The 25,162-nt window shown below is 56.7% G+C and carries 17 protein-coding genes; all 17 read left to right on the top strand.

The window, feature by feature from the left end:
* Positions 1–193 precede the first annotated feature (193 nt).
* Positions 194–2,179: an ATP-dependent zinc metalloprotease FtsH gene (ftsH, locus tag IH971_00085; protein MCH7496235.1), complete on the top strand. Its 1,986-nt coding sequence runs from the start codon at positions 194–196 to the stop codon at positions 2,177–2,179.
* A gap of 8 nt (positions 2,180–2,187) precedes the next feature.
* A complete protein-coding gene (gene folP / locus IH971_00080) occupies positions 2,188–3,396 on the top strand; it encodes a dihydropteroate synthase (protein ID MCH7496234.1) in 1,209 nt (402 codons plus the stop codon).
* Entirely contained in the window at positions 3,393–4,172 is a 780-nt protein-coding gene (locus tag IH971_00075) for a TIGR00159 family protein (protein MCH7496233.1), read from the top strand. The genes folP and IH971_00075 overlap by 4 nt, the downstream gene beginning before the upstream one ends.
* 191 nt (positions 4,173–4,363) lie before the next feature.
* Positions 4,364–5,443 (top strand): peptide chain release factor 2, encoded by a 1,080-nt coding sequence (gene prfB, locus IH971_00070; GenBank protein MCH7496232.1) that lies wholly within the window; start codon positions 4,364–4,366, stop codon positions 5,441–5,443.
* Entirely contained in the window at positions 5,440–6,939 is a 1,500-nt protein-coding gene (gene lysS / locus IH971_00065; protein MCH7496231.1) for a lysine--tRNA ligase, read from the top strand. Before prfB ends, lysS begins: the two co-directional genes overlap by 4 nt.
* The gene (locus IH971_00060; protein MCH7496230.1) at positions 6,936–8,147 is read left to right on the top strand and encodes an FtsX-like permease family protein; all 1,212 of its coding nucleotides are present in this window, start codon (positions 6,936–6,938) and stop codon (positions 8,145–8,147) included. The genes lysS and IH971_00060 overlap by 4 nt, the downstream gene beginning before the upstream one ends.
* Entirely contained in the window at positions 8,140–9,330 is a 1,191-nt protein-coding gene (locus tag IH971_00055) for an ABC transporter permease (protein ID MCH7496229.1), read from the top strand. Before IH971_00060 ends, IH971_00055 begins: the two co-directional genes overlap by 8 nt.
* 6 nt (positions 9,331–9,336) lie before the next feature.
* Positions 9,337–10,035 (top strand): ABC transporter ATP-binding protein, encoded by a 699-nt coding sequence (locus IH971_00050; GenBank protein MCH7496228.1) that lies wholly within the window; start codon positions 9,337–9,339, stop codon positions 10,033–10,035.
* Positions 10,036–10,065: 30 nt separating this feature from the next.
* Positions 10,066–12,549 (top strand): ATP-dependent Clp protease ATP-binding subunit, encoded by a 2,484-nt coding sequence (locus IH971_00045; protein ID MCH7496227.1) that lies wholly within the window; start codon positions 10,066–10,068, stop codon positions 12,547–12,549.
* Between the two features lie 118 nt (positions 12,550–12,667).
* Positions 12,668–14,575, top strand: a complete 1,908-nt coding sequence (dnaK, locus tag IH971_00040; GenBank protein ID MCH7496226.1) for a molecular chaperone DnaK — start codon at positions 12,668–12,670, stop codon at positions 14,573–14,575.
* A 109-nt stretch (positions 14,576–14,684) separates the two neighbouring features.
* Complete coding sequence (locus tag IH971_00035; GenBank protein ID MCH7496225.1) at positions 14,685–18,485, top strand: translocation/assembly module TamB domain-containing protein; 3,801 nt, start codon at positions 14,685–14,687, stop codon at positions 18,483–18,485.
* A gap of 21 nt (positions 18,486–18,506) precedes the next feature.
* On the top strand, positions 18,507–20,354 hold the full coding sequence (locus tag IH971_00030; protein MCH7496224.1) for a BamA/TamA family outer membrane protein: 1,848 nt from the start codon (positions 18,507–18,509) through the stop codon (positions 20,352–20,354).
* A gap of 222 nt (positions 20,355–20,576) precedes the next feature.
* The gene (locus IH971_00025) at positions 20,577–21,071 is read left to right on the top strand and encodes a tetratricopeptide repeat protein (GenBank protein MCH7496223.1); all 495 of its coding nucleotides are present in this window, start codon (positions 20,577–20,579) and stop codon (positions 21,069–21,071) included.
* On the top strand, positions 21,052–22,086 hold the full coding sequence (locus IH971_00020; GenBank protein ID MCH7496222.1) for a MoxR family ATPase: 1,035 nt from the start codon (positions 21,052–21,054) through the stop codon (positions 22,084–22,086). Before IH971_00025 ends, IH971_00020 begins: the two co-directional genes overlap by 20 nt.
* 79 nt (positions 22,087–22,165) lie before the next feature.
* Positions 22,166–23,041 (top strand): DUF58 domain-containing protein, encoded by an 876-nt coding sequence (locus tag IH971_00015; protein MCH7496221.1) that lies wholly within the window; start codon positions 22,166–22,168, stop codon positions 23,039–23,041.
* Positions 23,038–23,910: a hypothetical protein gene (locus tag IH971_00010; GenBank protein MCH7496220.1), complete on the top strand. Its 873-nt coding sequence runs from the start codon at positions 23,038–23,040 to the stop codon at positions 23,908–23,910. The genes IH971_00015 and IH971_00010 overlap by 4 nt, the downstream gene beginning before the upstream one ends.
* A gap of 119 nt (positions 23,911–24,029) precedes the next feature.
* On the top strand, positions 24,030–25,124 hold the full coding sequence (locus IH971_00005) for a DNA recombination protein RmuC (GenBank protein MCH7496219.1): 1,095 nt from the start codon (positions 24,030–24,032) through the stop codon (positions 25,122–25,124).
* Positions 25,125–25,162: the final 38 nt, after the last annotated feature.

Genomic DNA, 25,162 nt, shown 5'->3' with positions numbered 1-25,162 from the left:
TGACGGTGGGAAAAAGCGCCGGCCGACCCAGCCCAAGGGACCGCGTGGTCCCAAACGTAATGCCGGCCAGAGCGGCGGTCCCCGCAAGTCCAATGGGGAGCGCGGCGCCAGCCGGGACGGCAAGGGAACGCCAGGACAGCGCTCGCAGCCCGGCTTTCAGATGGGCCGCGCCCTGAAGACATCCCTGGGATGGATGGCCATCGTTCTGGTGGCTTTCCTGCTTGCCAGCATATTCTCATCCGATGGCAATATCAAACAGGCCACGTTCACCGAATTGGAAACGTACGTGGAGAACGGGCAGGTGGCTTCGGCTACCATCACCGGGAACAACTTCAAGGGCATCTTCAGGGAGCCGCTGGTGGAGGCGGCCGATGGGGGACAGACGCGACAGTATGAGAAATTTGAGACCATTCTCCCCTATGTTGATAGTGAGCTGGTAGGCAGCTGGAAGGAGCGGGGACTCCGCTTCGAATTCAAGGATAAAAGCCCCGGCTGGTTCGACTATCTCTGGAGCGCATGGCCCATTCTGCTCATCGTGTTCTTCTGGTTCTTCATCATGCGCCGCATGCAGGGCGGAATGGGTGGACAGGGTAATATCTTCAGTTTCGGCAAGAGCCGGGCCAAGATCGTGGCCCCCGATAAGCCCAAAATCACTTTCGATGACGTGGCCGGAGTTGAGGAGGCCAAGGAGGAGCTGACTGAAATTATTGATTTCCTGAAAAATACCAAACGCTTCGTCCGCCTGGGCGGCAAGATTCCCAAGGGTGCGCTGCTGCTGGGGCCTCCGGGGACGGGCAAGACCTTACTGGCCCGGGCGGTGGCCGGCGAAGCCAATGTGCCCTTCTTCAACCTGTCGGGCGCCGACTTTGTTGAGATGTTCGTTGGCGTAGGTGCCAGCCGCGTCCGGGATCTCTTTGAGCAGGCCAAAAAACAGGCGCCGGCCATTATTTTCATTGATGAGCTGGACGCAGTTGGGCGGCATCGTGGCGCTGGGCTGGGTGGCGGCCACGATGAGCGCGAGCAGACCCTTAACCAGCTGCTGGTGGAAATGGACGGCTTTGACACCGATACAAATGTCATCCTTCTTGCGGCCACTAACCGCCCCGATGTACTCGATAATGCGCTCCTGCGGCCCGGCCGGTTTGACCGCCAAATTGTAGTGGATGCACCCGGCCTAAAGGGACGCGAAGGGATTCTCAAAGTCCACACCAAGGATATCCCTCTGGCCAAGGATGTAGATCTCTCCATCGTGGCGCGTTCGACCCCTGGACTGGTAGGGGCCGATCTGGCCAATCTGGTGAACGAAGCCGCACTGCTCGCCGCCAGAAAGAACAAGAACAAGGTGGGCATGGAGGATATCGAGGCGGCCAAGGATAAGGTGATGATGGGCACTGAGCGCAGGAGTATCATCCTTACCGACGAGGAACGCAAGATTACCGCGTACCACGAGGCCGGCCACGCCTTGGTGGCCTACTACACTGAGCAGGCCGATCCGCTGCACAAAGTTACCATTATTCCCCGGGGTAGAGCCCTGGGTCTCACAGCGCAACTGCCGCTGGATGACAAGCACAACTATAACCGCACCTATTTGCGAGGTCGCCTCGACATACTTATGGGGGGGCGGACGTCTGAGCAACTCATTTTCAATGAATTGACGACGGGCGCTGGCAACGATCTGGAGATGGCCACAGACCTCGCCCGCAGCATGGTGGTAGAGTGGGGAATGAGCGAGAAGGTGGGGCCCACGACCCTTGGTAAGACTAATCAGGAACTTTTCCTGGGGCGGGATATTCAGCAGCATAAAAGTATCAGCGAGGCCACGGCCCGGGCAATTGATGGCGAAATACGCGATTTCCTGACCGCCGCCGGGAGGAGGGCCATGCAGCTCCTCACAGAGCACAGGAAGGAGCTGGAACTACTGGCGAAAGCCTTGCTGGAGCATGAGACAATCCACGGTGATGACATCCCCCGGCTGTTTGCAGGAGAGGCGCTTCAGCACGTTAACCGCAATGGTCAGCGCAAGAACGCAACCAAAGGCCGCCGCAAGAAAACTCCCAGGAGTGCCACAGTTTCAGCCAAAGACGGGCACGCGCCCATTTCCGCCTCCAAGCCAAACTCTAATTCCCGGAAGGCTCCCACTCGCCGAAAGAGAGCATCGTCCCCCAAGCCAAGCAACTGAACGCACTCGTGGGCAGTATCAGGGAGATCATCGCCCCCTCGCCCGAGGAGCTGGCCCAAGAATTTGAATCGCTGCAGGTGGACAAAGGGGGCATCGGCATCATGCTGCCCAAGTCTCATTTCCATGTCCTGCGGGTTCGCACACTGAAGTCCCCTGCGGCCAACATACTCAAGCAGGAGCTGCTCAGCATTGGGGGTGACTGCGCAACCAGCCAAACGGTTATTCTGGGCGACCCGGAGCCCCAGGACGTGATTATCATGGCTACCCGCCGGCAGTTAGCCACACTGAAAACCAAGTTGAAGGCACAGCCGTTTGGTCTCAAGGCTCTTGCGGGCCAGATTGAAGAATTCCTGCGCCGTACAAAGCAAGGTGACCGGCGGATCGATCCCGTTCTCGCGACCCTATCCGAGGATCCCAGCCACCACCCGCTCATCATGGCCATTGTGAATGCCACCCCCGATTCGTTCAGCGAGGGTGGCGCCTACCGTGATGTGAGCGCGGCGGTGACCCATGGTCTGGAACACCTGGAGCAGGGCGCGGAGATCATTGATGTGGGTGGTGAATCGACCCGCCCGGGGTCGGATCCGGTGCCACCGGAAGAAGAGCTGACCCGCGTATTGCCGATCATTTCCGGCCTGCGTGAAAAAACTGACCGTCCCATTTCCATCGATACCGTGAAGTCGGAAGTAGCACGGGAGGCCCTGCGAGCCGGCGCCTTCATGGTTAACGACGTAACCGCCGGCCGGTTCGATCCTCCGATCTTGGGGGTCGTCGCTGATGCCGGCTGCCCCTACGTTATCGTGCATATGCTGGGTGAGCCCAAAACCATGCAGACGAAGCCATATTATAGCCTGCTTATGGACGACCTGCACAGCTTTTTCGATGAGCGCCTGGCGCTGGCAGTAAAGTCCGGCATCAAAGAGGAGCAAATCATTATCGATCCGGGCATTGGCTTCGGTAAGCGGCGCGAAGACAATTATGCCATCTTGAGACGTTTGCGGGAGCTGCGCGTCTTTGGCCGTCCCATCCTGGTAGGAGCCTCGCGCAAATCGTTCTTGCAGAGCGATCTGGGCAGAACACCCCAGGAGAGACTGGAGGAGTCTGTCGCTGCCGGGACTATCGCCATGTCAAATGGCGCAGACATCCTACGCGTACACGACGTTCTACCCGCCGTCAAATCACGGTTGGTGGTTCAGAGGTTGGTGGGCCAGGCATGAACCTGGAGCTCTTTCGCATCGGTTTCCTGCCCATTTCACTCTTTGATATCCTGGACATCGCCGCCGTTTCGTTCGTATTCTATACACTCTACCGGTATTTCCAGAACACCCGGGCCGGTCAGATGCTGGTCGGATTGGTGCTATTGCTGGTTCTCACCCTGGTTGCCCGGCTACTGAACATGAATGCCTTTTCGTGGCTCATGCGCCAGGTGCAGACGGTGTGGGTGGTGGCATTTGTCATTCTCTTTCAGCCGGAGTTGCGCCGCATGCTTATCTACATTGGCCAAACGCCGGTCATCCGGGGCATCTTCCGTGTATCGGGCAGTCGCACCATCGACGCGGTCGTAGATAGCAGCTTGGAGCTGGCCAGCCGCAAGTGGGGGGGGCTGATGGTCCTTCAACGGGACAGCGGCCTGCGCAGCTATAAGGAAAAGGGCATGCCTCTGCGCGCTGAGGTATCCAAAGAGCTGTTGGTCTCCATCTTTAATCCCGGCTCTCCCCTACATGATGGTGCGGTGGTCATTCAAAATGAGATCGTTGAGGCGGCCCAATGCATTCTCCCGCTGAGCGAGAGCGATACGCTGGGCCCGGATATGGGGACCCGTCACCGGGCGGCCCTGGGCCTCACCGAGGAATCCGATGCTATCGTGGTGGTTGTGTCTGAGGAGACAGGCCAGATATCGCTGGCCATTGATGGTCACTTTAACCGAAATCTGGATGAGTCCGACCTGCGCGGGCAGCTGAACAAGTACATATTCGTAAGTAGCGGGGAATAAGCTCTGTGGGCCTGGGCCGCTTCATACGCCATGATGCCGTTGCCTGGCAGGAGGCAGTAGATTAAACTCCGGTACAGGAGTTGACGTCATGATCAAAAGCGAAACCCGGACAAGACAAAGTTTGGAAGCCTACCGCGAAGGGTTTCAATCAAGGGAGATCCGCTTCCAGGAACTGTGGAGGTACCTTTGACCTGGAATCACTCCGGAGCGATATAGCTCGCTACCAACGCCTAACCACCGGGAAGGGTTTCTGGGATGACCGGGGCAAGGCCCAAGGTATCCTCAAGCAGATCAGCAGCTGGGAAAAGGAGCTGCAGATGTGGGCGGAGTTGGCCTCCCATCACGAGGAGGTAGAGGTCCACCTGGAGCTGGCCCAGGAGGAAGGGGGTGGCAATGTCTCGGCGGAAGCCGCCGAGGCCTTGGAGGGCTACGCCACGGCTCTAGATGAAGCCGAGGTGCTGCACCTGCTCAGCGACCCAGACGACGCCAAGGACGCTATCCTCACCATTCATCCCGGCGCAGGCGGCACCGAGTCACAGGATTGGGCTGCGATGCTCCAGCGGATGTACCTGCGGTGGATGGAGCGCCGCGGCTTCCAGTACGAGATTCTCGACTACCAACCGGGCGAGGAGGCGGGCCTCAAAGACGTCACCGTAGAGGTCAAGGGTGAGCGGGCATTTGGTCACCTCAAGGCCGAAGGCGGGGTCCATCGCCTGGTGCGAATATCACCCTTCGACGCAAATTCACGCCGACATACCTCCTTTGCCGCAGTCTTCGTCTACCCTGCGGGTGGTGATGACGTGGACATATCCATCAATGACAAGGACTTACGCATCGACACCTACCGCTCCAGCGGCGCCGGTGGCCAGCATGTCAACAAGACCGATTCCGCCGTGCGCATCACTCACCTGCCCACGGGTATCGTCGTTCAGTGCCAAAACGAGCGCAGCCAGATGAAAAACAAGGCCACAGCGATGCGCATTCTCAAGGTCCGGCTCTACGACTTGCGCCGCAAGGAGCGGCAGGCCGAGCGGCAAAAGTTGGAGGATACCAAGAAAGACGTAGCCTGGGGCAGCCAGATTCGATCCTACGTGTTCCATCCCTATACGATGGTCAAGGACCACCGCACCCTGGAGGAAACTGGCAATATTCAGACGGTCATGGATGGGGATATCGACCGCTTTATACGCGCCTATCTGCTGCAAAATGTGGCCGGTAGGGCTGCCGCGGGCACTCCCGTCGAAGCGGCGGCCAAGGGATCGGGTAAATGAGTCAGCCGCAGTCCTCGCTCGACGCGATCCGCATCATCCGCACGAGGAAGCTCCGCGAGCTGCGCGCGAGTGGGGTCAATCCCTACCCCTATCGCTTCGAGGTGACCCACCGGAGCGCCGACCTTCAGGGTCTGGACGACAGCGCCTTTCCCGCCGATGTTGCCGTTGCCGGCCGCGTCGTTTCCATGCGGCGCATGGGCAAGGCCAGCTTCGCCCACCTGCAAGACGAGACCGGCCTGCAGCAAGTCTATGTGAAAGTGGACCATGTGGGCCAGGAAACCTATACGGAGCTGTTCCAGCGTCTGGATTTGGGCGATATCATCGGTGTGCAGGGGCGGGTTTTCCGCACTAAAACGGGTGAGATCACCGTAGAAGCGCGGGCTCTGGAGTTGCTGGCCAAGTCTCTGAGACCGCTCCCAAATCTGAAGCAGAAGGAGGGGGAGGTCTTCGACCCCTTCGAGGATAAGGAGAACCGCTACCGCCAGCGGTACCTCGACCTGATTGCCAACCCTCAGGTCAAGCAGGTCTTTGTGAAGCGCGCCCGGATCATCCGCCTGGTGCGGCAGTTTCTGGACGAACGCCGGTTCCTCGAGGTGGAGACCCCTGCGCTTCAGCCCCAATATGGGGGAGCATCAGCTCGTCCGTTTACCACCCACCACAATGCACTGGATCAGACCCTCTATCTCCGCATCGCTGATGAGCTCTACCTGAAGCGGCTGTTGGTGGGGGGTTTTGAGCGGGTCTACGAAATGGCCAAAGATTTTCGCAATGAAGGTATGGATCGCTACCACAACCCGGAGTTCACGGCTCTGGAATTCTACCAGGCCTATGCGGACTATCATGATATGATGGCCCTCACCGAGCAGCTCTTCAAGACGCTGGCGGGAGAGCTGGGCCTGACCCGGCTCAACTATCGCGGCCATGAGCTGGATTTCGAGCCCGCCTTCGCACGGACGCCCCTGTTTGATCTGCTCCAGGAGCATGCTGGTGAAGACCTCCGCGAAGTGACGGATGTCAAGGTGCTCTATGGCGTGGCCCGGGACCATGGTTTGGACGTATCCAAGGGTCTCAACTACGGTCAGCTGCTGGACAAGATCTTCAGCCTGCTGGTCGAGCCCCAGCTCATTCAGCCCACTTTTGTGGTGGACTATCCCAGGGCTATCTCTCCGCTGGCCAAAGCCCACCGCAGTGGGACCGACAACCTGGTGGAGCGCTTCGAACTGTTCATCGCCGGCATTGAATTCGCCAACGCCTTCAGCGAACTGAATGATCCTCTGGACCAGCGTGAACGGCTGGAGGCACAGGCCAGCCTGCGGGAGGCCGGCGATGAGGAGGCCCAGGTGGTGGACGAAGATTTCCTGACCGCCATGGAGTACGGGATGCCCCCTGCCGGCGGGGTAGGGATCGGCATTGACCGGTTGGTGATGCTTTTTACCGGGCAGGAGTCCATCAAGGATGTGATTCTATTCCCGGCGATGCGTCCAGCCCAGCCGTGACCCCTCAGCGGCTGATTGCCCGGCGCTATCTCAGGGCCCACCACAGCTACGGCTTCATATCATTCATCGGCTACATGGGGATGGCGGGCCTGGCGATCGGTGTGGCGGCTCTCATCCTCACCCTGAGTGCCGTGCGCGGTTTTGAAAACGAGGTGGCGGTCAAAGTCGCCGGGATGGACGGCCACCTGCGGCTTGCCAATGCCCTGGGCGAAGATGTGCCCCTTCCCGATTCACTGCTGCAGACCTTGCGCGACGACCCCCAACTTACCCAGGTCGTTCCTTTCATTGCCCGCCACGCTCTGGTGCGCCATGGGAGCCGCTCCGACGGCATTCTGCTGCTGGGCGCCGATCTGGAGCAATTGGCCGCGGCGTTGAATCTGGACGGCTTCATCACTGCCGGCGCACTGCCCGCCCCGGGCGATACCAGCTCTATTGTGCTCGGCGAAAAGCAGGCCCAGCTGCTTCAGGCCGCCCCTGGAGACCGAGTCATTCTCCTGGACATCACCTACCTTCTGGGACAGCAGGGTATTCGCGGCCGCGAGTTCACGGTGGCAGCGACCTACCGCTCCGGCATGGTGGAGTATGACCAGCTGCTGGCCTTTACCTCCTTGAATGCCGCTAGCGCACTTTTCGGACAGGTTGGCAACCCCTCCATGGCTATCATCAACGTGACCAACCGCCAGGAGGCTGACGACGTGGGCGATCGACTCGAGCGGCAGCTGGGCTTTCCCTACTACCTGACATCCTGGCGGCAGCGCCACGCCAACCTGTTTCAGTGGCTTAAGGGGCAGCAAACCCCCATCCTGATGGTGTTTGGCTTTATCGCCCTGGTGGCCCTGGTGAACATCTTCAGCACACTGGGCTTGGTCGTGGTGGAGAAGCAGCGCGACATCGGCATCCTGCGTAGCCTGGGATTCAGCAGGCGGCATATCCAGCAAATATTTCTCTATCAGGGGGCCGCGGTGGGGCTTGTGGGTGGGCTGGGAGGCACGGCGCTGGCATTAGTCCTTGGCGTTCTGCAGATGAGATACGGTCTGCTGGCCCTCAATTCAGACATCTATTTCATGGATGCCCTGCCTATCCAATGGTCGTGGCAGGCATTGGTGGTGATACCTGCGTTGGCCTTTGCTCTCTCGCTGGTGGCTGCTGCGGGGCCGGCCTGGCGGGCAGCGAACGTGAGGCCAGCCGTAGCGCTGCGCTATGAATAGCCCCTGGGCCTTGTCGCTGCGTCTGCTGCTGTGGCGGCATGAGGGACGCCGGCTGAACCTGAGTACCCTGGTCTCCGTGGTAGGTGTGGCCGCGGGGTCTGCCGTCCTCATATTGACCCTTTCCATTCTCAACGGTTTCGAGTCCGATGTGTGGCACAGCCTGGAAATGTTTGAAGAGGAAGCGGTCCTGTTGCCTCGCTCTTCGCAGGCCAATGCGGTTTTGGCAAAGGCGGCCCTGGCCGCTGCGGGCATCGAATCCCAGCCCTATGCCGAACGCAAGCTGGTGGTTCAGTACGGCGACGACTACCGGCTGGTGACGGCCCGCATTGTCTCCGACCTGGACGCCCGCCAGGCAGCATTTGCCGATGCCGTGAGCCAGGCGGTGCCCTATACCGTTGACGGGCCCGGCGTCATCATTGGATCGCTGCTGGCCAACAGGCTGGGTCTGCTCCCGGGGGACGATCTGCGACTGTTGTCACCCCTGGATATTGCCCTGACTGATCCCACGCCACCCCAGCTGACTGCCACGGTCCAGGCCATTTTCGACATCGGCATATTGAATTTTGACGAGGCCTTCATCTTCATCGACTTCGCATCCGCCGAGGCGCTCGTGCCTCGACTGGCGAGTTACAGTGGTCTTGCGCTATCGGGAGCTTACGATGCGGGCAAGGTGTTGCCCGAGGAGGTGCTTCAGGATGGCGCGTGGTCCCTCCGCACGTGGGAAACGGATCACGCCGCTCTGCTCACGGCCATGAAAATGGAGAAGCTGGGTAGTACCGCGGTCCTGTTCTTGATTATCCTGGTGGCATCTTTTAACGCCACCAGTACGATGGTTATGTCGGTTATGGAAAAGTATCGTGAGATCGGCATTCTGCGATCGCTGGGTGCCAGCCGCCGCTTCGTCAGGGCGTTGTTCCTGCGCCAGGGTCTGTTGATTGGCCTGACCGGCGTCATCATGGGAGTTGGGCTGGGTACCGCTACCGTGCTCCTGCAGGCTGCGACATCGTTCATTCCCGGACCCGGCGGGCTCGCTGCCGATGGTGCCTTGCCGATGGTGCTGCGGTGGATGGACCTGCTGATCGTGATGGCCGGAGCACTAACCATGAATTTGGTTGCGGCCTGGTATCCTGCCCGGTACGCCGAATCGATTTCACCGGCCCAGGCGGTCAATTATGAAAAGTAGGGTGTAGTGCTCAAGGCCGAAAATATCCACAAAAGTTTCGCCGTGGATGGCCAGCGCCTTCAGATTCTGAAGGGTGCCTCGCTGACCGTGGAGCGGGGTGAAATTGTTGCCCTGATGGGACCCTCCGGCAGTGGCAAGTCAACGCTGCTCAATATTCTCGGCACCCTGGACATTCCCGATGAGGGACATGTGCAGATAAACGGCCAAGATATGGGCGCGCTGGGGGATGACGCCCTGTCAAAATTCCGCAACCGCCACATTGGCTTCGTGTTTCAATTCCATCACCTGCTGCCTGAACTTACCGTGTGGGAAAATCTGGCACTCCCATTGTGGCTGGATCAAAGTGGCAGCCAGCTGGATACTTCTTACCTGGAAAATCTGCTTGAGCTCACCGGTTTGGTGGAACGGCGCCGGCACTTCCCCGGTCAGCTCTCCGGTGGAGAACGCCAGAGGGCGGCGGTTATCCGGGCCCTGGTTAACCGGCCTGGCATCGTACTTGCAGATGAGCCAACCGGAAACCTTGATGCAGCCAACGGAGCCATCCTGATGAGTCTGATTGAGCAACTGCAGCGTGACCACGGCCAGACATTTCTTATCGCCACCCATAGCGAGTCCCTTGCATCAAAGGCGGGACGCCGACTATATTTGCACGCCGGAGTCATTAAATTGACGCCGGAGGTTGATGGCTCAGACCCCAGGGGCTAAATTAGATTCGAGCTGGATGCTCAATTTGGTATGAAAGAAAATTTCTCCAAACGAGTCCAAAATGTCCTCAAGAGCGCCAAGGAGGAAGCTATTCGCTTGGGGCACAGTTACGTCGGTTCCGAGCACCTCTTGCTGGGCATTATCAAGGAGGGTGGCGGCGCCGCTTACGACATTCTGACGGCTTTGGCAGGCGACATCACGGAGCTGCGCGCGGAGATTGAGGATATGGTGCGCTCCTCCGGCGGAACCATGGCGCTGGGACATCTCCCTCTAACCCGGCGGGCGGAGCGGATTTTGCGCACCACTTTCTCCGAAGCGCGGGGCTTCAACCAGGAGCTGGGTGATGACACTCACCTGCTGCTGGCCATCGCCAAGGAAACCGAGGGTGTGGCCAGCGAGATTCTGATTCGCTTTGGTATCGACTATGCTTCCATCAAGCAGCGAGTCCTGGTTCAGATGCAATCCACGGCCCAGCTAAGGAAACCGTCCCGCAAGGCGAAAAAGTCAACAACGCCAACCCTCGATCATTTCAGCCGCGATATCACCGAAATGGCCACGGCCTCGGCCCTCGACCCGGTGATCGGCAGAGTGCAGGAAATCGAGCGGGTGGCCCAAATCCTGGCCCGACGTAAGAAAAATAATCCGGTCCTTATCGGTGAGCCTGGCGTGGGGAAAACGGCGATCGTTGAGGGACTGGCGACCAGGATCATCGAGCGCAAAGTGCCTCGCGTCCTGTATGCCCAGAGGGTGCTGGCCCTCGATCTGGGCGCGCTAGTGGCCGGTACCAAATATCGCGGCCAATTTGAAGAGCGGCTCAAGTCCCTAATGCACGAGCTGGAAGAGGCCAAGGATATTATTTTGTTTATTGATGAGCTCCACACTATCGTGGGCGCGGGCAGCGCCAGCGGATCGCTGGACGCAGCTAACATGTTCAAGCCGGCGCTTTCCCGGGGTGAGATTCAGATTATTGGCGCCACGACTCTTGACGAGTACCGGCGCTACGTTGAGAAGGACGGTGCGCTGGAGCGGCGCTTCCAGAAAATCATGGTATTACCCCCAGGATTGGACGACTGCAAGCTCATATTGCAGGGGTTGAAAGAAAGGTATGAGCAACATCACCATGTCAACTATTCTGACGATGCCATTGAAGCCTGCGTTGAACTCAGTCATCGCTATATAACCGACAAGTTCATGCCCGACAAGGCCATAGATGTATTGGATGAGGCCGGCGCCAGGGTTCACATCAATAATCTGGTGGTGCCTCAGGAACTTCTCTCGCTTGAGGAGGAAGTTGACGGCATTCGGAAGCAAAAAGAACAGGTTGTATCTCAACAAGATTTTGAGCAGGCTGCCAAACTGCGGGACAGGGAGCGGCAACTACTTGAGAAAATTGAGCATTTGCAGCGTCAGTGGGAGGAGGACGAAAGCCAGGACTGGCCCACGGTGCAGGAGAACGACATCGCCGATACCGTGGCCATGATGACCGGAATTCCCGTCAGCAGGGTTGCTGAGAAGGAGATGGACAAGCTTCTGCATATCGGTGATGTGCTTCAGGAGTATGTCATTGGGCAGGAAGCAGCCGTCAAGACCCTTGGCCGGGCCATCCAGCGAGCCCGCACAGGGCTTAAGGATCCCCGCCATCCTATCGGGACATTCATTTTCCTGGGCCCGACGGGTGTGGGCAAGACGGAACTGGCCAGGGTGCTCGCGCGGCACATGTTCAACCACGATGAGGCCCTCATCAAGTTTGATATGTCCGAGTATGTGGAGCGCTTCAATGTTTCCCGCCTAGTGGGTGCACCGCCGGGGTATGTTGGCTACGAGGAAGGTGGCGAGCTGACGGAACGGGTAAGACGCAATCCGTTCGGCGTGGTGCTCTTTGATGAAATTGAAAAGGCGCACCCGGATGTGTTTAATATTCTTCTTCAAATCTTCGATGATGGCTTCCTTACAGATGGTCTGGGCCGTCGGGTCGATTTCCGCAATACCGTCATCATAATGACCTCCAATCTGGGGACTCGCGGTATGGAAAGCGGTGGCTACGGTTTTGCCTCCGGCGACGAAAAATCGGATGAGAAGATACACGCGGATATCATGGTGGAGGTGAAGCGCCTGTTCAATCCCGAATTCCTTAATCGACTTGATGAGATCGTCGTGTTCAATTCCTTGACCAAGGAGGACCTCTATCAGATTGTTGACCTGCAGCTGCAGGATCTGTACAAGAATTTGGCCAGCAAGCGGGTTACCTGTACATTGACCAAGGCCGCTAAAGAGCGGATAATTCAAGCGGGATACACCAAATCGTCTGGCGCGCGGCCCATGCGCCGAGTTATTCAGGACATAATTGAAAATGTGATCGCCGAGAAGTTCCTCACCAAGGAGTTTGTTGAGGGCGGACACATTCACATCAGCGCCCGTGGCAAGAATCTTTTCTTCACCCAGAAGTTGGCCGATACCAACGACTCGGACATCACCCTCGCAGAGGAGTCCGAACAGGGCCCGCCTGCAACCTGACCCAGCTCCCAGGACAGACATAATTACCTGCCAGTGATCGGAAGCATGACATTTCGTCATACTTCTCGATCAGGCATCATTATTGTAATGAGAGGGGTAACCCCGAAGGAGGATTGAGATGGGAAAAATTATTGGCATCGACCTGGGAACGACCAACTCTTGCTTGGCCGTGATGGAGGGTGGAACGCCCACGGTGATACAAAATGCTGAAGGTGGCCGCACCACACCCTCTATGGTAGCTTTCACGAAGACCGATGACCGGCTCATCGGCCAGCCCGCCAAACGACAGGCGGTAACGAATCCAGAAAACACGATCTATTCTATCAAGCGATTCATGGGGCGCACGTACGACGAGGTAGAGCAGGAGAGGCATGAAGTTCCGTACGAGGTAATCAAGGGACCCAAGGGTGCCGTTCAGGTTAAGGTGGGCAAGAAAACTTATTCGCCTCCGGAAATCAGTGCCATGATTCTTCAAAAAATTAAGCAGAATGCCGAATCCTACCTTGGCGCCAAGGTCACCGATGCCGTGATTACGGTACCCGCCTACTTTAACGACTCTCAGCGCCAGGCTACCAAGGATGCGGGCAAGATAGCCGGATTGAATGTCAAGCGCATTATCAATGAGCCAACGGCCGCCGCTCTGGCCTACGGTCTGGACAAGAAGAAGGATGAAAAAATTGCAGTCTTTGATTTCGGCGGGGGCACCTTCGATGTCTCTATCCTGGAACTAGGGGAAGGTGTATTCGAGGTGAAGTCCACGAACGGGGATACACACTTGGGTGGCGATGATATTGATCAGGTGCTCATAGAATGGATGGCCGATGAGTTTAAAAAGAATGAGGGGATCGACCTGCGGGAGGACCCCATGGCCCTCCAGCGGCTCAAAGAGGGGGCCGAAAAAGCGAAGATGGAGCTTTCCAGCGCGCTCCAGACAGACGTGAACCTGCCGTTTATTACTGCTGATGCGTCGGGACCAAAGCACCTGACCATCCAGCTTACCCGCGCCAAGTTCGAGACCCTTACAGCAGAGCTCTTTCAGCGACTGAAGGAACCCTGTATCCAGGCCTTGAAGGACGCCAAGATGAAGCCCTCCGATGTGGACGAAGTTATTCTGGTGGGAGGCAGTACGCGTATACCCAAAGTGCAGCAGATCGTTCAGGATTTATTCGGCAAGGAGCCCCACAAGGGGGTGAACCCTGATGAGGTCGTAGCCATTGGCGCAGCGATACAGGGCGGCGTACTGGCTGGAGACGTGGAAGACGTCCTGCTCCTGGATGTAACTCCTCTCTCGCTGGGCATCGAAACCCTGGGTGGGGTCATGACCAATCTGATTGACGCCAATACCACGATCCCTACCCAAAAGAGCCAGAGTTTTTCAACGGCATCGGACAACCAGCCATCGGTTGAGATCCACATACTGCAGGGCGAGAGGCCCATGGCCGTTGACAACAGGACCATTGGCCGTTTCCACCTGGACAGTATCCCGCCGGCGCCCAGAGGCATTCCGCAGATCGAGGTCAGCTTCGACATTGATGCCAACGGGATTCTCCATGTGGCTGCCAAGGACAAGGCTACTGGCAAAGAGCAGAGCATCCGTATCGAAGCATCCAGCGGTCTGACCGAACAGGAAATTGAGCGCATGCGTCGTGACGCGCAGACCAATTCCGAGGAGGATAAACGTAAACGTGAGGAGGTTGAGCTGCACAACATGGCTGATCAGCTCATCCACCAGACGGAGCAGCAGGTCAAGGAGTTTGGCGACAAGTTATCTGAGGATGATAAATCCAAGCTTGACAGTGAGTTGGAAAAGCTCAAGACTGCCAATGTCGGCTCCAACGCCAAGGATATTCAGGATGCAGTTGACGGGGTCAATCGCATCTGGTCCGAGTTGGCCACACAGATGTATGCCGATGCCAAGGATACGCCCACGCCTGAAGGCCAGGACAGTAGTTCTGCAAAGGGTCAGAGTGTGGAGGATGGCGAGATTGAAGACGCCGATTTTGAAGTAGTCGACGAGAAGAAGTAAATATAAGTAGCGCCTCGGCGAGTCCAGAACGGGCGGCATTGCTACGCCCGTTCTGTTTTTATGACAGCCTTGCCGGTTGTAAGTTCAAAAAGAATTGGTAATCAGTCAAATGTATTGGTGGCAAAAAGTAGTCCGTTTTGTGGGTAGGGTCCTGCTGGTAGTGCTGGTAGCAGGGTTTACGATCGTGGCATTCTTTCCAGGTGTGCTTACAAAATATCTCCAGACCTATGCAAGTCGCAAATATTTGGCACCATTGGGTTTGCGTGTTTCATATAAGGGCTTCGAAGGAGATATTCTTGGGACCCTTGCTTTTCGTGAAATAACGGTCAAGTCCGTGGACGGGCGCTTCAGGTTGCATCTAAGTAATGCTCGGTTGAATGTTGATTTCTTGCGCCTGCTTCGTCGCGACCTGTCACTTGATAAACTCTTCATTGAGCAAATGAGTCTGGAACTGCCACCGATCCAAGCAGGGGTCACCCGAAGCATCATAGATTTTAGTCAAATGCCCTGGCTCTCGGTCCAAAAGTTGACCATTCTGGATGGGCAGATTACCCGTGGAGCCGACCAGTATGAGCTGCAACTCTCCGGCAAGTTTGATTTGTCTGATGCCCTTGTCATGGAACACCTGGCCCTCAAGCTGGTCTCCCCGGAGAGGGAGGATACGCTCCACTTGGCAGGAGAGCGTATTGCTTTTGACGGGCAGCGACTCACCGTTGATTCGGGGGAGATCGGCTATCGGGGCAGCTACGTTAGCCTCAGCGGCCAGGTTCAGGTTATCCCATCTATTGAACTCGATCTGCAGGTCGCATCCAATCAGTTTAAGCGACCAGCCGCGCTACCTGACTGGCTGGACTACGGCACCATAAGTGGCCATGTAACCGGGCCCCCGGGGGCCCTGAAGTGCGAAATCTCCATGCAGCTGGTGGCCCGGGGCCGGACTTTGGACCAGGCCGAAATTGAGTTCCAACTGACCCCTGGGGGGATTCGCCTGGACCGCAGCGTATTTGCCTTGGGGTCCCAGCGGGTCGAAGCGACCGGCGACATATCATTTGACGGGAAGGCCGTTTTGAATGCCTCTTTCGCGCAGGCCAGACTGAGCGATTTCCTCCCCATGTTTCCGGCACTCGTGCTGGATGGCGAGGCCACGGTTAGTGCCTATTTGGAGAAAGGCGAGCCTCGCATCGCCACGCTGACACTGAGTCTGGATCGTTTGGCATTCCTGGATAATGAATTCCATGATGTACACGGTGGAGTGGCCCGAAATGGTAGCGTCTGGACGATCACCGATACCGCCTCCCTTCGCTTTGCGGGGAGCGATTTTCAGTTGTGGGGCAGTGCTGATGAGGACATGCAAATGCTGGACCTCGAAATATACCTGCAGTCAGAGGGGTTGGAAGAACTTCTGTCAAAACTGGGGTGGGTTCCTGTCGGGGGTGCTGCTAACGGTCAGGTCTGGATCAACGGGCCCTGGGACGATCCGGCCGTAACCGGGGCAATCATGCTTCGTGGGACGCACTATCAAGACTTTACGATTGGTCAAGCATTTATCCAGTTCATATTGGATCACACGCGTTCCCATCCTCGCGGCCGCCTCTTTGCCTCGATGGGTGATCTGGACTTCATGGGTCTATCAGCCGAAGGTGGCGAAGCCGAATTCATCTTTGCCGGTGATACCCTGTTTGCCAAGACGCTCCGGCTTTATCACGGATTGGATAAGCTGGACACCAGGGGATACCTTGCGCTCTCCGATCCACTCAAGTTGGTATTGGATACTGTTACAGTGTGGCATAACACAGAGATGTTGACAGGCGGCCACAGTATCCTGCAACGGGCGGGGGCAAGAGTGGAGTTGTCGCCACTCGCCCTGAACGTTGCCGCCGGCGTCATAGACCTATCCGGGGCTTGGGCCGACCGTGATAACTTCACGCTGGAGGCCACGGTCGACCAGATCGACATGGTACGACTGCAGCGGTTTATCGGTGTGCCTCCCCGCATTCGCGGAAGTGTGAATGCCAGTGCCAGCATCAGTCATATAGATGGCCAGATGACCCTGTCCGGATCGGTGCATGCCTCCGAAGGTGAGCTTGACCAGGTGCCGTTCACGGCGATGAGTTCAGAGTTTTACCTGCGGGACAACCGGCTCAGTCTGCGGCGACTGGATTGGCTGCACGGGGACGGTGGCGTGGCCATCTCCGGCGTCCTGTCCTACGGGCGGGATCGCGACCACCTCATGGGCATCGGTGCCCTGGACTCACTGGCTCTACGGGTTGACTTGAATCGCATGCCTCTTGAAGACCTGCAGTCGATACTACCGTGGCGCTTCGAAACAGGTGGTCTGGTGACTGGCACGATTACGGCCACAGGACCGGCCAAAGCGCCCATTTACGATGGTGATTTAGTGATTGCAAATCCCCGGTTTGATCGCCTACATGGGGAGCACCTTGCCGGCCAGTTGCATTACAGCCAGCAGGAGTTAACCTTTTCTGACCTGACCTTCACCACCAACGTCGGCGCATATATGGGCGGCGGCACGCTGCCTATCGATCTCCGCCCAACGACAGGCACACTGGATATCATCAGAGATGCGCCTGTAGATATGGCCTTCTCCGGCAGGTCCTCACGACTGGAATTCATCACAGCCTTCTTTCAGGACGACATCGATTCACTGAAAGGCGAGTTTGCTATTGAACTGGCGTTATCGGGTACCTTCCAGCGGTTGATCCGCAACGGCAGGCTTGAGGTCCAGAACGGCGCGTTACAGCTGTTTATGATGGAGAACCCAATTACAGGCATTCAGGGTGAGGTGGTTATCGAAAACAACCTTCTCAGGGTCGTTCGGCTGGAAGGACACACCCCACGGGACCGGCAGCGGGGCAGGGACAACTCGCGCCTGGCAGTGGCCGGCACCATGGAATTGACCCGGTTTTTCAAGCCGTATTTTAACCTACGAATCGCCGGTGAGGATGTCTATTTTGCACGGCCGTTCAAGGAGATCGAGGCTGTTGGCTCGCCAGCCTTTAGTATTGTCGGGCGGGATTCGATTTACTTCCGTGGCGAGTTCACTCCCAATCAGAACCAGATAGTCCTGCGTCTCGATCTGGCCCCACCTGAGAATTATGCCCTGCGGAAGATTGATGAAGGGACTATCGTGATCTATGACATCCATGTGCCGCTCTATGCCGGCGCCATCGTGGATAATACTGAGATCAATGCGGAGATTGAGGGCGAGATTACCTTGCTAAAGGTTGGGTCGGAGGAGTTCCGTTTCGCAGGTACCATTGAGGTGATTGACGGCAGCTTTGTTTATAATGGCTACGAGTTTGTATTTGACGAGGCCCGGGTGACGCTCGATCCGTCGGTCTTCAATCCGCAGTTTTACATTCGGGCAACCACCCAGGTGGATGCCCCCGGATCGGATGCGTCTGGTAGCGGCGGCCGATCTGACCCCGAGCTCATTGATGTTACTCTGGTCATGACCGGCACCCTGGAGGATCACCAGTTTGCGTTTGATTACAATTCCTCCGCCTATACTGAGAGCGATTTTCTCCAGTTGTTTGCGCTGGGCAAGGATCCTTCAGGGTCAGTAGATCCAGCCCTTACAGCCGGACTGAGTTTGAAGGATATCCTCCTTAGGAGAATTCAGGAGGATGCACGTCAGGCCTCGGGACTGGATCGCTTTCGAATTCAGACCATGAGCCCCAGGACGCTGATTCCCAGCCTGCAGCAGGTCCGAATTCATATCGGTAAACGTCTATCTCCACGGTTGTATGTGGGTCTGCGGGCTGATCCAACCCTCAGTTTCAATCAGTATCAAATTGCGTATCGCCTGAACCGAAATTTATCGGTAGTAGGGTCGGTGGATCAAGACGGTTTGTATCAGGGCGCGTTGCGTTTCAAGCTGCGCTATTGATCGTTGGGCCCCGTGGCCACCATGACTCGTATACCACGGCTAGCGCTAATCCTACTGACCCTCGCTGTGGGATTGGCGGGCCAGGTTGACGGCTTGCCCATCGCAAAAATCACCCTGCGTGACAGTCTCTCATTTGCTGATCAGCGGCAACTGATGGGCTTGATGAAGTTGAAAACGCCCTCCATATTTGGCCTGGGTAGCACGCCGTTCAGCCGCCGGGCACTCAAAGTTGATGCCATCACCCTCAGGAATTTCTTCGTCAGCCGGGGCTATCTGGAGGCCCAGGTAGCCGATTCGTTTACAGTATTGCCCGATGGGCGCGTGGAGGTTATCCAAACAATAGATCGGGGGCGTCAATACAATTTGACCGCTATATCCATAGCCGGCAATCGGCACATGACCCGTGAGGAAATTATCAATTTCTTGGGAGTGCAATTAGGCGAGCCGTACAACCCCGTGGTGCTTAGAAACCGGCTGGAAGACCTGCGCCATCATTACCAGAATCAGGGCAAGCTGGCGGTCGATATCCTGGAAGAGATCGAGATTGAGGATGGCATTCGCCTGCGCCTCACCATATCCGAGGGACTGACCTATTCAGTTGGCGACGTGACCATCCGGGGGCTGACCCATGTGCCTGAGTGGACGGTCAGGCGCGAACTGCTGTTCGAGTATGGCGACACATTTAACCGCAGCAAACTTCTCCTTAGCCAGCGGCGAATATTTGAGTCAGGGATGTTCGGTGCCGTCGAAATCATCCCCACACTCCGGGCCTCCGGTCCCGGTGTCGCCGATCTGGAAATTCGGATTCGTGAACTCAAGCGGCGCAGTGTTGATTTGAGCCTCGGATTCCGCCAGACCAAGCCACCGGGGGAAGGCGAACCTAACACAGCGCTGTACAGTTCGGTTCAGTTCTGGCGCGCGCGGGTGCTCAATTCGAGCGTGCGAACCGGGCTGACAGTCGAAGGCGATCTCACTCTCGAAAATATCGGGAAGCCCAATTTCTTGCTGGCGTGGGACATTATTACGCCGTGGACTCTCGGTCTGCGCATACCTACTTCACTACGGTTTTTTTCCGACTATCGCGCGAGTCAGGGACCTACCCTGTGGCAGAGCGGCATTGAACTGTCATTTGTCTCTAAGCGCCTGGAAAAGGCCCAGCTACGTGGTGCGTTCGGATGGGTCTTTATCAAAGCCAGTGGTGATTTGCCCGATGAAACTGTGCAGGGTGCCGAGCCGCGGTTGAAAGTAGATTATCGCTACCGGGGCGTGGACAATCTGCTGGCTCCGCGCCGGGGGACCGTCTTTCAGCTGCTGCCGTCAATCCATGGCACATTTCTTGACGAGGTAGATGGGTTTGCCAAGCTGGAAGTTGACTTCCGGCGCTACCGCCCCATTTTTCGACCTGCCGTGCTTGCGTATCGATTCAAGTTCAGCATATTGGAAGCCTGGCCGTTGGGCAGTTCGTTGAGCCTGAAACGTTACCACCTGTTTGAACTGGGTGGCAGCACTTCCTTGAGGGGCTGGCTGGACCCGGGTAAGTTTTCCAAAGTAGGTGGCACCGCCAAGGTGCTGGCTAACATCGAGTTGCGCATACCGCTGTTCTGGGTCATCGGCGGTGAGTTATTTCTGGATGGAGGTGCTCTGCGCGTTTTCCTCACCGACAGGGACCGAGGCTATGATGCAGAGCGGCCCGCCCAGCATTGGATTACCGGTTGGGATTTTGGCATCGGGCTACTGATCTCGACGCCACTGGGTCCCATCCGCATGGATGCAGCCTTTCAAGACGCTCGCCTGTCTACAGCCTTTGAAGAGGCTAGCCTGTCTGCACTCATACCCACTTACCAATTGGCATTCCTGCATACTTTCTAGCAGGGTTGGGGCGGCAGGAAAATTCCGGCCCGCTGGCTCCCCAGGGCTGGAGGTACTACACACCACCAGTACCGGGCACGATCGAGCAGAGTGCCGAGGGAACCACACAGCGGCGAGGCAAGTAGAACTGCATGCCATTTCGATCTTGAAGGGCCGGTGATGCCCGGCATAAATTTCTGCTTTGCAAACCAGACTGGGATAATAAAGGAGGAGTTCGGACATATGCGACCACTTAAGCACTATCTCCCCATGGCCTTAACGCTCATAGTAGTGTCGTGCGGCGTAACCGAAACCGCGGAAGAACTTTGGAGCCGGGCTGAGCGTGAGGTAACGGCCAGACAGTACGAACGGTCGATCAAGTCCCTCAAGGTCCTGGTAAAGACCTATCCAACGCACACTGTCGCGTCTAAGGCCCAGTTTCGGATCGGTGATATCTACTTAAACAATACCCGTGACATTCCGGCGGCCCTGGAGGCATTACGCAGCACCATCGATCGCTATCCCCAGACGGATGAAGGGGTGAAAGCGCTGTTCATGTTAGGCTTTGTCTACGCCAATCATCTGGCTGACTACCCGGCCGCCCAACAGGCTTATCTCCAGTTCATCGACCATTATCCCAATCACGAATTGATCCCATCGGTAGAGTTCGAGCTCGAAAATATGGGCAAGCCCATGGAAGATATTGATGTGCTCAAGGATGTGGTCAGTGCCAGCTGAGGCTCGCAGCGCGATCGGTGATAAGCAGGACTCGCTCAAGGCGCTCACCGACCGCATCGCGGCCGAATCGCAATATGTGGGCGCCTTTCGCGAGGGCATCGGCAAAGTCATCGTTGGCCAGCATGACCTGATTGAAAAGCTGCTCATCGCCATGCTCGCCGGTGGGCATGTTCTGCTGGAGGGGGTTCCAGGGTTGGCGAAAACCCTTACGATCAGCACACTCTCGCAACTGATCTCCGCAAAGTTTCAGCGCATCCAATTTACACCTGACCTGTTGCCTGCGGACCTGATAGGCACCATGATCTATAACCCCAAGGACGGGTCCTTTGAAACCAAGAAAGGCCCAATTTTTGCCAATATCGTGCTCGCTGATGAGATCAATCGCTCGCCTGCCAAGGTACAGAGTGCGTTATTGGAGGCCATGCAGGAAGGACAGGTCACCATCGGCAGCAACACCTTTCTGTTGCCAAAGCCGTTCATGGTGATGGCGACACAAAACCCTATCGAGCAGGAGGGAACCTACCCGCTGCCCGAAGCCCAGATCGACCGTTTCATCTTCAAATTGATTGTGGGCTATCCCACAACTGGCGAAGAGTTACTCATCCTCAGACGGATGGCGCACACCAACGATCTCCCCGCTACGAAACCGGTGCTAAATGCGAAGCAGATCTTGAAGAGCCGCAAGGTGGTGAACGAGATCCATATGGCGGAAAAGATCGAGCAATACATTGTTGATCTGGTGACTGCCACCCGCGATCCGGATAGAGTGGGGTTGAGCGATCTCAAAGGGCTGATCGCATTTGGCGCCTCGCCACGGGCCACGATTTACATCGCCACCACCTCTCGATCCCGGGCGTTCCTGAATCAGCGCGGCTACGTGACTCTGGACGATGTGCGGGATGTCGCCCGTCCCGTCCTGCGGCACCGCATTCTGCTTACCTATGAAGCTGAGGCGGAGGACGTTTCATCCGAGGATATTATCGACCGGCTTTTCGATACGATTCCCACCCCCTGATCCCGTTCGATGCTTGCCCGCACAGACCCACCGCTCAGATCCATCTGGCGGTTCCTCCCAGTAGGGCCTGTTGCCTGATATGATACCCCGGGAAATTCTGGATAAAGTCCGCTTTATCGAAATTCAGACCCGGCACCTGGTGAACAACATATTTGGTGGCGAATACCATTCCGTCTTTAAAGGCCGGGGTATGGAGTTTGCCGAGGTGCGAGAATATTTGCCCGGTGACGATATCCGCTCCATTGATTGGAACGTCACCGCCCGGTTCGGCAAGCCGTTCATCAAGCGCTTTGATGAAGAGAGGGAGCTGTCTGTGGTGCTGGCGGTGGATGGCAGCGGCTCGTCCATGTATGGCACCGGGGAAGCGCTCAAGAGCGATATCGCCATCGAAATCGCGGCCGTTCTGGCCTTCAGCGCCATCAAGAACAACGACAAGGTGGGGCTGCTCATATTCAGCGATAGGGTGGAGAAATTCATTCCCCCCAAGAAGGGTAAGGGTCATGTGTTGAGGTTGATCCGGGATTTGCTTTACCATGAACCGGTGGGGCGACAAACACAGCTGGATACCGCTCTTGAATACCTTATCCGTGTGCTGAAGCGGCGTAGCGTCATATTCCTGCTGTCCGATTTTCTCGACGACGGTTTCGATGTACCGCTTAAGCTGGCAGCTCGCAAACACGATTTGGTTCTGTTGCGTCTAGTGGATCCCAGCGAGTTCGACCTTCCCGATCTTGGCCTGGTGAAGTGGTACGACCCGGAAACAGGTGCCGAGGCCTGGCTGGATACGCACTCAAGAGAGGTTCGGGAACATTTCACACGCCGCATGGCCGAGAGACGGGATACCTTCGAGGAATTCTGCCGCCGCCACGATATCGATCTGGTGAGCATTGACACCCACGAGAGTTACGTGCACCCCCTGATGCATTATTTCACCACCCGGGCCTCCCGCCATTGAACGGTTGGCTGCTTACCGCGCTGCTGGTGATGGGCGCCCTGCAAGCTCAGGGGGTGCGTCTCACATCGCGCTGGAGCGCAGACACGGTGAAAGTCGGAGAGCCGGTTACTTTGCGCCTGGAAGTAGACCAGGTCCCTGGCGTCGTCCCGCACTTCCCTGAACTGACGCTGTCGTCCCCGGGCGCCAGCCTTCTGCAAACGAACCGTGAGCCTCTGGCGGTGGATTATGTGTTCAGCTTCTGGGAATTGGGGCAGATGGTTCTTCCAGGCATCCCGGTAAGGATTGTTTTGCCGGACGGTAGCGAGCAACAGCTCCTCACCGACTCGCTGTTCGTACTGGTTGCCAGTGTACTCACCGGACAGGAACGGGACATCCGCGAGATCAAGAGCATGGTCCCAGTAAGACTGATCAATCCGCAATCCGTCTGGATCAGGGTAGGCGCGGCACTGCTGCTCTTGGCGGCCATGGCACTCATCTGGCGGACGCGACGGATGCAAACCCGGGTCCAACCCCGAACCGCCAGACTCCGGCCCGCGGAGATCGCTCTTGATGCATTGCGTGGCTTGGGCGCAGCTGACTACCGCTCCGACGAGGCTGACGCCTTCTATTTGCAGCTGTCTCAGGTGCTGCGCCAATATCTGGAGTCGCGGTTTGTATTTCGTGCCCTGGAAATGACCACCACGGAGATTCTGGCACTGCTGCCGGCAAGATTGGATCATCCGGACACCATCCTGCGAATCGGTGAGGTGCTTCAGCAGAGCGATTTGGCAAAATTTGCGGGCCTGCCCTTGAGCGCGAATCAGTGGCGGGATGACGTGAAGCGGGCCAGGCAGATTGTCCAGAGCACCAGAACTGCGATAGGGGTTTAAGATGGCAAGTGCCAATTATCATGTGCTAAAGCCTGTTCCCAGTAGCCCGGAGAGGTTAACATTCTCGTGATATTGACGGTGAAGAAGAGCCAAGCCAATAACCCACACAAAGTGTAGGTATGTCCATAGTTCTATATCTCCTGCTGGCCATCGCAGCATCACTTGCTGTAGGTTTTGTGGTCGGATACCTATACAAATCCAGGAAAGATGTGCTGGATAGTCTAGAGGGACGCATTCAAAGTGCAATGGAAATCGCGGCGGGTAGCGCCCTTTCCAAATCGACAACGGAGCTCATAAAACTCTCGGAAGAAAAATTTAAGGCCCTCATGAAGGAGGGGGAGCTACACCTCGAGGGCAAGAAAAAGCTGATTGATGCCAACCTCCAGGAGATGGGTATTACCCTCAAGAGTTTGGTGGAAAAATCTACTCGGCTTGAAGAAGGTCTTGTTACAGGTAAAGAGGAGACGGAGAAGTTGCGCTCCACTGCTGAGGGGCTTCGTCTGGTACTTTCTTCCTCCCAAGCGAGGGGAAAGTGGGGTGAGCGGATGGTGGAAGATATCTTATCAGTCCTGGGCCTGGTCGAGGGCATTAACTATCAGGTTCGCCCCCAGCTGGCCTCCGGTGTGCGACCGGACTACTCGTTTCTATTACCCAAGGGAAAAAAAATTAACCTGGATGTGAAGTTCCCAATTGATCAATATGAGCGATACTTGAATGCCAATTCAGACAGCGAAGCGGAGGATGCTAAGAAGCATTTCCTAACCGCAGTTAAATATCATATAAGAGATGTAGCAGGCCGGGGGTACGTTGACCCCGCGGAAGGAACAGTGGATTTTGTGATGATTTTTATCCCAAATGAGTCAATATATGGTTTTATCCACAAGAACTATCCTGAACTTCTTGATTTTGCTCTAGAGAACCACATCGTGTTGTGCTCTCCGATAACTCTGTACGCTGTTCTGTCTCTCATACATGAGGCGGTCCGCAGTTTCTCTGTGGAACAGCGGGCTGGCGAAATCATGAGCGAGCTGGCTGTTTTCCAAAAGCAGTGGGAGCAGTATGTGGGGAAAATGGATAAGCTGGGCCGATCTCTTGATTCTGCCAAGGGTGACTACGATGCGCTGGTAACCACACGGACTAGAACGCTGGAGAGACCGCTCCTCAAGATCCAGGAGCTCCAAGAAGGTCAGCAGGACGATCTGCTGGAGGGTTAGCGAAGACCCCCCTCATCCGTATAAAACACCGCCACTTC

The sequence above is a fragment of the Candidatus Neomarinimicrobiota bacterium genome (genome assembly GCA_022560655.1).
Taxonomy (GTDB): Bacteria; Fidelibacterota; Marinisomatia; order SCGC-AAA003-L08; family TS1B11; genus JADFSS01.
This window is presented reverse-complemented; position numbering and strand designations above follow the sequence as displayed.

Coding starts and splice junctions, on each gene's coding strand:
- ftsH (MCH7496235.1), top strand. CDS start 194: ATGGCCATCGTTCTGGTGGCTTTCCTGCTTGCCAGCATATTCTCATCC.
- IH971_00075 (MCH7496233.1), top strand. CDS start 3,393: ATGAACCTGGAGCTCTTTCGCATCGGTTTCCTGCCCATTTCACTCTTT.
- lysS (MCH7496231.1), top strand. CDS start 5,440: ATGAGTCAGCCGCAGTCCTCGCTCGACGCGATCCGCATCATCCGCACG.
- IH971_00055 (MCH7496229.1), top strand. CDS start 8,140: ATGAATAGCCCCTGGGCCTTGTCGCTGCGTCTGCTGCTGTGGCGGCAT.
- IH971_00045 (MCH7496227.1), top strand. CDS start 10,066: ATGAAAGAAAATTTCTCCAAACGAGTCCAAAATGTCCTCAAGAGCGCC.
- dnaK (MCH7496226.1), top strand. CDS start 12,668: ATGGGAAAAATTATTGGCATCGACCTGGGAACGACCAACTCTTGCTTG.
- IH971_00035 (MCH7496225.1), top strand. CDS start 14,685: ATGTATTGGTGGCAAAAAGTAGTCCGTTTTGTGGGTAGGGTCCTGCTG.
- IH971_00030 (MCH7496224.1), top strand. CDS start 18,507: ATGACTCGTATACCACGGCTAGCGCTAATCCTACTGACCCTCGCTGTG.
- IH971_00025 (MCH7496223.1), top strand. CDS start 20,577: ATGCGACCACTTAAGCACTATCTCCCCATGGCCTTAACGCTCATAGTA.
- IH971_00020 (MCH7496222.1), top strand. CDS start 21,052: ATGTGGTCAGTGCCAGCTGAGGCTCGCAGCGCGATCGGTGATAAGCAG.
- IH971_00015 (MCH7496221.1), top strand. CDS start 22,166: ATGATACCCCGGGAAATTCTGGATAAAGTCCGCTTTATCGAAATTCAG.
- IH971_00005 (MCH7496219.1), top strand. CDS start 24,030: ATGTCCATAGTTCTATATCTCCTGCTGGCCATCGCAGCATCACTTGCT.